The following is an 8434-nucleotide window of genomic DNA, read 5'->3' as shown; positions in this document are numbered from 1 at the left end:
TCTTTGGGTCAGGTGTTGGTGATTCGAGTTTGTTGAGGGTGTGACTGGGCTGCTGGTCCTGTGTCCAGCATGCTCTGATCCTTTTCGCAGGGCCGATTAGGTGTGGTGTTGCGTGTTGTTTGGTTACGGTACAAGGGTTTCGGGTTGTTAGGTGACGAAGATGGCTTGCCAGAAGGTGAGCCAGGGCGTGGCTCGGGGCCAGCGGGCGGGTAGGTGCAGCACGGGTCTGCGTTGCGGCCGGGCGAACCGGGCCGGGATGTTGATCAGGTGGGTGCGCAGGGTGGCGCCTCGGGCCACCGTGTAGCGGGCTGTGCCGGTCAGGGTGCCGGCGGCGCGTAGCAGGTTGTGGCAGATGGCGGCGAGGATGTTCCAGGCCGCGTTGGCGGCAAACGAGCCGGAGGGCTGGTGTGCCCAGGGCCCGTCGATCAGGTCGGACCAGACGGTTTCGCAGATGGCGTGGTGGCGGTGGGTGAGGTCGGCCTGGTCGGCCGGTTCGGTGATGTTGGTGAAGAACGGGTGGTAGCGCCAGACCGGGAACAGCGGGTCGGCGGGTGTTGGCATCCAGCACCCGCCGGACAACCAGCCAGCCGGTGAACTCGTGTGCGGTGTCGGCGAAGGCGGTGTATGGCACTTCGGCGACTTGCGCGTCGGAGATAAGGGCACCGGTGTCGGGGTCTTCGACCGCGCCGGGATAGCGCACCGGCACGTAGGCGTCATCGGGAATGTTGTCGATCGCGGCGTCGACGGTGCTGTTGCGGGCGATGGCAAACGAGAACACGGCACCGGCCTTGACCACGGCGGTGACCAGCTTGCCGGAACAGAATGCCGAGTCGCCGCGTACCAGAATGTTTGCCGCCTTCGCCCCGGCAGCCTTGGCGGTGTTGATCGCCTCGGTGACCATGCCGGCTGCGCCGCGTGCCGAGCCCGCCTTGCCGGCTCGCAGCCGCACCCCGGCCACCACCGGCGCGCAGCGCGGGGTGCGGATCGTGACCGCCAGCGGTGACAGACCGCGGCGCAGCACGGTCTTGCCGGCGATTGTGGTGTGGCCGAACGAGGCGCCCTGCTTGGCTTTGCCGTATACCGGACGCAGCAGAGAGTCGATGTCGATGAAACAGCGTTGGTCGATGCCGTCCAGTATCGGGGTCTGCTGCGCCAGGGCGATCAGATGCCGGCGCAGCACCGCCGCAAGCTGCAAGGTATGGCCGTGGGTGAATTCACGCAACAGGATTCCCGACGTCGCGGCCGCGTACACCCCGTCGAAAAGCGGTTTCATTCCGCCGGAGCGGAGCACGTCGAGATCGTCGATGCTGTCGGCTCCGGCGGCCATCCCGGCCACGATGGAAACCAGTTTCGGTGTTGGGTTGGCCGCACCCGACTTGACTCGTTCGCTGGTGAACCGGACGTGCTCGTCCAGCAGCCGAGACAGCCCGGTCTGCTCGGCCAGTTCCAGCAGCGGCACCAGGCCCGCATGCGACACGAGGTTGTCTTCGTCGAACACCGCGCCGCCCGAGCGCCAGGCATGAGATGCTTGCACCGAGAGTGCCTTTCCGAGCCGGTCTGATCAAGGTTCTAGACAAACCTGATTATCCCAGCAGGACAGGCACTCTCATCACATCACCACACCGCTTTCCGACCGCCAAACGCCGATCAGTCCATGGAACGAGGCTTAGAGGGCGTTCAGTGATGGTATTTCCAAGTTATTCATGACTAATCGGGTTCACGATTCGGCCGTTTCATCCAGTGTGTGAGCATACGTTCACTCGAACATCACCCGCATGCCGCCCGTTTCATTCGTATATCAGTCCTGGATTCCGTCTGGCGTAGACATGATCTGGAAACGCCAGATAATGAACCTACTCCACTACCCACCTCCGTCCAATGTAGACAGAAGGCTGTGACTGACCGCCGTGCCTACCCATCCGACATCTCCGACGCCCGCTGGGCGCTCATCGAGCCGACTCTGACCGCTTGGCGCCAAGCCCGCCTCGACCGCCGGCCCACCGGAGAACCCGCCCCCACAGACCTCCGGGAAGTGTTCAACGCGATCCTGTATGTCAACCGCACCGGCATCGCATGGAAGTATCTGCCGCACGACTTTCCCAACTACCGCACGGTGTACGGCTATTACGCCGCCTGGCGCGACGAAGGCGTCTTCGCCGGACTCAACTACGACCTGACCGGTCTGGCGCGGGTTAAGGACGGCCGTGCGGCCGAACCCACCGCCGCAGTGATCGACACCCAGAGCGTGAAGACCTCCACCAACCCGCCCGCCGCAACACAGGGCACGGACGCCGCGAAGTTGATTGTGGGCCGCAAACGCAGCATCGCCACCGATGCGATCGGCCTGCTGCTGGCCGTCATCGTCTGGGCCGCTTCCATATCGGAGAACAACGCCGGAATGCACGTGCTCGACCAAACCAAACGGCAGTACCCGACAATCACCAAGACATGGGTGGACCAGGGTTTCAAGAATCGGTTCGTCGAACACGGTGCCGCCCTTGGTGTCGACGTCGAGGTCGTCCCGAGATATAGTGATGTCAAAGGCTTCCACGTTATCAAGAGGCGCTGGGTGGCCGAGAGGACGCTGGGGTGGCTAATGTTGCACCGCAGGCTCGTACGCGATTATGAGACTCTTCCCGCGAGTTCCGAAGCGATGATTCACATTGCGATGATCGATAACGTCAGTAAGCGGATAACGGACGAAACCACACCGACCTGGCGAGGCACCTACTAATACAAAAGGTATAAATCAAACGCCCTCTGAGTGCGACGGCGGCGCTTCGCGCCGCGACCTTATGTCGGTGCGATGTCGGTGCGCCTGTTCTTGTCTCGCCGTGGAACGGCCCGTGCGAAATGCATAATTGACTGTCGATCGGGCTTCGGCCGACACATTGATCTCTCGCAACGGCTAAGCGGGCTCCACCTCTAGTAGGAAGTCGGCCAGCCCGGCTACACCCCTGACGATGGTGCGGATGGAGAACGCGTCTCCCGGCGTGATCAGGTCCTCGACGATCACCGGTCCGAACCTCATTTGCGCCAGGACGGGCGCGGGCACGCTCACGGGCTGGAGCGGCTCCATGCGCATCACCGCGGCCGCGTTCTTCCGCTTGGCGAGCAAACGCAGCCCGACGATGACGATCGGCTCGGCGAACATGGTGAAGCGCATCCGGGCGGCTCCCAGCACGAGGGCCTCGTCGCCCGGTCCGCCCCCGTCGGGGACGTAGGTGAACCGGTTGGTGGCGCCGATTCTCGAGGCTACACCGGCCTCTGCTAGGGCACCGCTGGAAAGGGTGAACAGCTTCAGGCGTACCCGGCTGTGGCTGAAAAACGGATTGGTCAGCTGCGGTAACCGGCTCAGGGCCCTCGCGTCGGCGATCGGGTTGGTCTCCAGCGGCGGGGCCGGTATGGGTTCGGCGCGTCCCATCGCGATCCGCCGGAGCGACGGTAGCTCACCGAGCACGTCGAGCGACTCGATCTGGTTGCCGGCGAACGAGAGGCTTTCCAGCGCCGTGTTTGCCCGCAGCGGCGACAGGTCGTGGATTACGTTGTGGGTCAGGTTTAGTTTCCTCAGCCCGGCAACGGCTGCGACAGGGGTGAGGTCACGCAGCGCAGTCTCGGTGACAGACAATTCTTCGAGCCGGGTGAAGGTTTCGATCCCGGTCAGGGTTTCCATGAACGGTGCGCTGATTCTCAATATCCGCAGAGGTGCGTCGATCATTTCGGGCAGCACGGCGATCGAGCGCAATTCGCGGCCGTCGGCGCCGGGCAGATCGAGTTCGTCGAGCTTGTCGGCGGCGCGCTCGACGGTTTCGGCGGGCGCGGTCTCCAGCGGCACGGTCAGCGCGAAGCTGGCCCGCTCCGCGATCGCCGTGAGGAGGATCTTCTCGTCGCGCAGCAGGGAAGGGTCGTTGCGCTTGGCCCACCACTCCCGGAAACGGCTGGCACGACGGCGTTTGAAGTGAGGAACAGGGGGTTCGCCGGCGGCCACGAACAGTGCCGGGAGTATCTCGCCTCGGGCGACCTTGCGGGCGTGAGTCATGAGATCGTTGAGGATTGAGCGGAAGGCGTTCTGAAGCTCGACGATGCGTTGCGGTGCCGGGAGGTCCTCGAAAATCAGCGGCGCGTCCTCGCTTTGGGCGAAAGTCAGGTCGGCGACGATCGAAAGGTAGCGCTGGCGTCGCTCAAGGCAGTCCTCGAGCACCTTGCGGCGGTCCTCCAGCTCTTCCATCGCAGGGAAGGGCAGCGCGAGCGTGTCGTAGGTAACCAGTTCCGCCCGGTACGCGCGTGCGTTCTGGTGGGCCGCCTGGGCGAACCGGTTCATGTGTTCACGAATCTTGTCAGCTTCGGTGCCGGGGATCTGTACCTGCGGACCGACGCCGCCGGTCTGGTGCACCTGGATGCTGACCTCGGTGTGCGACTGCTGGTCGCTGGATGCCTGCTGCAGCGAAGCGGAGAAGCTGACCGAGGCGGCCAGCCCGTTGAGTTCGGCGTGCAGTGCGGCGGCGATCCTGCGCTGATGCGTGACATCCGAGGAGGTGACCCTTACCAGGGCGTGGAACTCGCCGCCGGTTTGCAGGGCCTCGACGAAACGGTCACCGAACGCGCGGCGGAAGCCGTCGAGGTCGCCCGCGGTCACGAGCGGCTGAGCGGAGGCGTTGGGTATGAACGCCTTGCCGAAGCGCAGCGCGTTGGAGACAAAGGCCGAGGCGAGAATGTAGGTCGACGTGGTATTGACCGCGCTCTGCTCCGCGAAGCTGAAACTCGCCCCGCCGGAGAACAGCATGTATCGGGCGTCGACCTCGGCACCGAAGTTGAGCGCTTTCTCGAGGCTTCGCTGCGATGTGAGCATCTGAAACCTGAAGTCCGCCTGCTGGCCGGAGGCGGTCTTGTCCTCGCCCATCTCCCGGACCTCGAGCCCGGTTCCGACCCGCTCGCCGGTTTCGGAGTTGAATCCCTGCCCGATCACGTGGCCCGAGAACGGTACGACGATGCGTTGCTGGACAGCCATGACCGAACCCCTAAACGCCCCGGCTCATGAGAGAATAAGCTATGTCATCACAGGATACACGATAGATACTGATGGGGGCTGGCATGCCGTTTCGCCATGCGTTTCCCGATTTACTGACGTCGAGTAGGGCGCTGACGTCTGCGACCGCCCAGGCTGCCGTGGCATTTCCCGCCGAGGCGATCCAGCTCAATGCAGCGGTTTCGGTGGCCGAGGTGGTCAACCTGACCGGGAGCGCGCCGGTGTTCTGCTATAAGGGTCTGCGCGACTACGGCATGTGCCCTCCGGCAGCCTGCTTAACAAGGAACTGGTGGAGCGGACCGTCTACCTCGACGCAGTCGCGCTGCCCATCGTCGAAGGAGGTCGACAGTGGAGATTCCGGAGGAACTGATCGCCGCGCTGGAGGGCCCGGCCCTCGAGCTGACCGGCCTTCCAGGTGTCAACGGTGTGGGACTGGGCATGCGGGAGGAGGATGAGGAGTTCTTCGACGAGCTGACCGTGCGCGTGTATGTCGATGACGCCGCCGATGTCCCCGAGCTGCCGACGCAGATGGCCGACCTACCCGTGCAGGTCATCGAGTTCCCGGTCATGCCGCTGTTCACCCCGGACCACCATCCGCCACGACAAACTCGAAGGCGGCATACAGATTGCACAGGCCCCACTCAACAACGGCACCCTCGGCACGACCGTGCTGCGCAACGACGACAACACGCTGGCCGGCCTACCCTGCCATCACGTCTGCGGGGACGTCGGATCGAGGGTCTTCCAGCCGACCGCACCGCCGATGCCGATCGGCGTGGAACCCGACCTGTCCGATAGCCTGGGGCAAGTGATCGCCTCCGACTCGCCGGTGTCGCAGACACTCCCCGCTCCAGCCGGGGGAACGCTGTGGCTCGGCCGACAGATCGACGCCGCTGGCGCTCATGGAAGCAAACCATTAGGTTGGGGCCGTCCCCGTTGCGGCTCATCCGTTGAAGCCTGTGGCTGCTCAGACGGCCCATGCGCCAGGAACGCAACGAGCTCAATTTATGACTTCACCTTCGCAGGCACAACGAGGCAACGGCGCTCGTTGCGGAGAGTCGACTGTCGGTGTGTCGTACGGCCCTGGCAGCGTTCAAACTTGGCCTCAACTCTTGACGACTTTGGGTTTGCGCCTCGTATTGCATCACTTTCTCGTAGACTCGAGCAGGGGTGACCGATGCTTCTCTACAACGGCGACTCGGGCGGAGGACTTACCGCCCGGATCGAGGACGACGGCTCACTTACTCAACTGGTCGTCCTTCCGCCAGGATCCGTTGGGCAATGGACACTCATCGGCTCGGACGGGCGAACTTTGGTATTTCTCAACCAGATGTCCAACGGTGGCACTGCAGCAACTATGGACGACAACGGCATGCTGCATCCGCTGCCCGATCGGCCGACCGAGGCCTTCGACGGCTGGACGAATATCGCTGCCAACAACGGCTGGTTCATGCTGTACAACGCCACTGAGGGCGCCGCCGCCACAGGTTTCGTCCACCCGGAGCCGGCTGGACAGTTCGAATTCCGCCGACGCTTCCAGTTGCCGCCGGACACGAGCTTCACCGATGTGGTGCCCGCCGGCTGGTCAAGCAACGGCGGCGGCGTCGACAATCGGCGCTTCCTGTTCTTCGACCGCACCAGCGGAGCAGGCATAACGTACCGACTCGACCCCGGCGGGCAGGTGACCCTCCTGACCCGGACAGAAGCGCTTCCCCCGCCGTTCACCTCGTCCGGTGAGGGCTGGTCACACGTTGCCGCGCACAACAACGAGGGCAGCGGGCGCCTGTACTCCTTCCACAACAACACAAGACGAGGCACCACCGCCCAGGTCGAGCCGGATGGGACACTGATGCGCCTGAAGGACGGGGTCGACGGCTTCCAGCATTGCACGAACATCGGCGACGGCAGACGCCTGCTGTTCTACGACCGCGCGGGCGGGCGGGCATCGACCGTCGAGATCAGCGAAGACGGCAGCCTGCACCAGCTCCGCGAACTCGGCCGCATCGGCGATTTCACCCACATCGTTGCTTAGTACGGCAGTCTGAAGTCGTTATACATCGCTGATCTTCGACGCCGTCGGCCTTGTGATGTTGTACCGGGGTGCGTGTCGGCATGGGGAACGGCCATCAGCGATGATCATCTGTTGTGGACAATAATGATCGCGTGATGGCCGTCGGGGCCAGTATAGATGTTGAACGATGGGTGGGCCAACCTGCACGGACTGTGGCTGCGGCTGGCCGAGCAGGTGGACCTGGCCGGGCTGGTGGACGCTCGGGTGCGCCCGGATCTTTCGGCCGGGGCCAATCCTGGTAGCAAGGCGGCGACGGTCGTGGCGGGGATGGTGGCTGGGGCGGACTGCATCGATGATCTGGACCTGTTGCGACACAGCGGGTTGAAAGCTTTGTTCGACGGGGTGTACGCGCCGTCGACGTTGGGTTCGTTCCTGCGGTTTTTCACCTGGGGACACAGCCTGCAGTTGGAGGCGGCGGGCCGAGATCTGCTGGCTGCGCTGGTCAAACGGGTACCGCTGCTGCCCGGCGCGGAACAGCAGACCTTCGTGGATGTGGACTCGCTGTTGCGGCGGGTGTACGGGCATGCCAAGCAGGGTGCGGCGTTCGGGCATGCCAAGGTCGGCGGCTACCGGGTCAAGCTGCGTGGTCTGTCGCCGCTGGTCGCCACGATCAGCACGCCTGCCGCGGCGCCGGTGATCGCCGCCACCAGGTTGCGTGCCGGTAACGCCGCCTCGGGCCGCGCGGCGGCATCGCTGGTACGTCAGGCGATTGCGACCGCCCGGCAGTGCGGGGCGGGCGGCAAGATCCTGGTGCGCGGCGACAGCGCGTTCGGGAACTCGGTGGTCGTGGCCGCATGTCGTGCGGCCGGGGCCAACTTCTCGGTCACCTTGCAGACCAACACCAAATTGGCTGCGGCGATCGCCGGCATTGACGAGCAGGCGTGGACCCCGGTGCGTTATCCCGGCGCGATCCTCGATGAGACCACCGGGCAGTGGATATCCGACGCCCAGTTGGCCGAAACGTCCTACACCGCGTTCGAGTCCACCCGCCACAAGGTCACCGCGCGGCTGGTGGTGCGCCGTGTCCGCGAGCGCAACCCCGCCCCGGCCGGGCAGGAAGAACTGTTCCCGATCTGGCGCTACCACCAGTTCCTGACCGATGACGACTCGAGCACCACCGAGGCGGACCTGATCCACCGCGCCCACGCCATCCAGGAGCAGGTCTTCGCCGACCTGATCGACGGACCATTGGCGCACCTGCCCTCCGGACGCTTCGCAGCCAACGCGGCCTGGCTGACCCTGGCCGCCATGGCACACAATCTGACCCGTGCCGCAGGATGCCTGGCCGACGGCACCACCGGCGGCATTTATGCCAAAGCCCGTGCCGCAACGCTGCG

At 64.5% G+C, this 8434-nt stretch carries 4 protein-coding genes and 2 pseudogenes; 4 read left to right on the top strand and 2 right to left on the bottom strand.

Annotation, left to right across the window (positions count from 1 at the left end; all coding sequences use genetic code 11):
• Positions 1 to 147: 147 nt before the first annotated feature.
• Positions 148 to 1534: pseudogene (locus tag DM816_RS37645) on the bottom strand (IS1380 family transposase).
• A 360-nt stretch (positions 1535 to 1894) separates the two neighbouring features.
• Here DM816_RS37645 and DM816_RS37640 point away from each other — a divergent pair.
• Positions 1895 to 2734, top strand: a complete 840-nt coding sequence (locus DM816_RS37640) for an IS5 family transposase (protein WP_117215280.1) — start codon at positions 1895 to 1897, stop codon at positions 2732 to 2734.
• Positions 2735 to 2908: 174 nt separating this feature from the next.
• On the opposite strand, the gene DM816_RS37635 is transcribed toward DM816_RS37640, so the two are convergent.
• A complete protein-coding gene (locus DM816_RS37635; RefSeq protein WP_117215279.1) occupies positions 2909 to 5008 on the bottom strand; it encodes a leucine-rich repeat domain-containing protein in 2100 nt (699 codons plus the stop codon).
• A gap of 366 nt (positions 5009 to 5374) precedes the next feature.
• Here DM816_RS37635 and DM816_RS37630 point away from each other — a divergent pair, with 366 nt between their 5' ends.
• The 3 genes and pseudogenes from DM816_RS37630 to DM816_RS37620 form a co-directional block, all read left to right on the top strand.
• Positions 5375 to 5824, top strand: coding sequence for a hypothetical protein (locus DM816_RS37630; RefSeq protein ID WP_117215278.1), 450 nt, complete (start codon positions 5375 to 5377; stop codon positions 5822 to 5824).
• A 379-nt stretch (positions 5825 to 6203) separates the two neighbouring features.
• On the top strand, positions 6204 to 7058 hold the full coding sequence (locus DM816_RS37625) for a hypothetical protein (protein ID WP_162908244.1): 855 nt from the start codon (positions 6204 to 6206) through the stop codon (positions 7056 to 7058).
• A gap of 195 nt (positions 7059 to 7253) precedes the next feature.
• A pseudogene (locus DM816_RS37620) lies at positions 7254 to 8434 on the top strand (IS1380 family transposase); the annotation flags it as partial.

It is taken from the genome of Allorhizocola rhizosphaerae (assembly GCF_003426775.1).
Taxonomy (GTDB): domain Bacteria; phylum Actinomycetota; class Actinomycetes; order Mycobacteriales; family Micromonosporaceae; genus Allorhizocola; species Allorhizocola rhizosphaerae.
The sequence above is the reverse complement of the archived record's forward strand: the minus strand, read 5'-3'. Positions and strand labels throughout refer to the sequence as shown.

Coding starts and splice junctions, on each gene's coding strand:
- DM816_RS37625 (WP_162908244.1), top strand. CDS start 6,204: ATGCTTCTCTACAACGGCGACTCGGGCGGAGGACTTACCGCCCGGATC.
- DM816_RS37635 (WP_117215279.1), bottom strand. CDS start 5,008: ATGGCTGTCCAGCAACGCATCGTCGTACCGTTCTCGGGCCACGTGATC.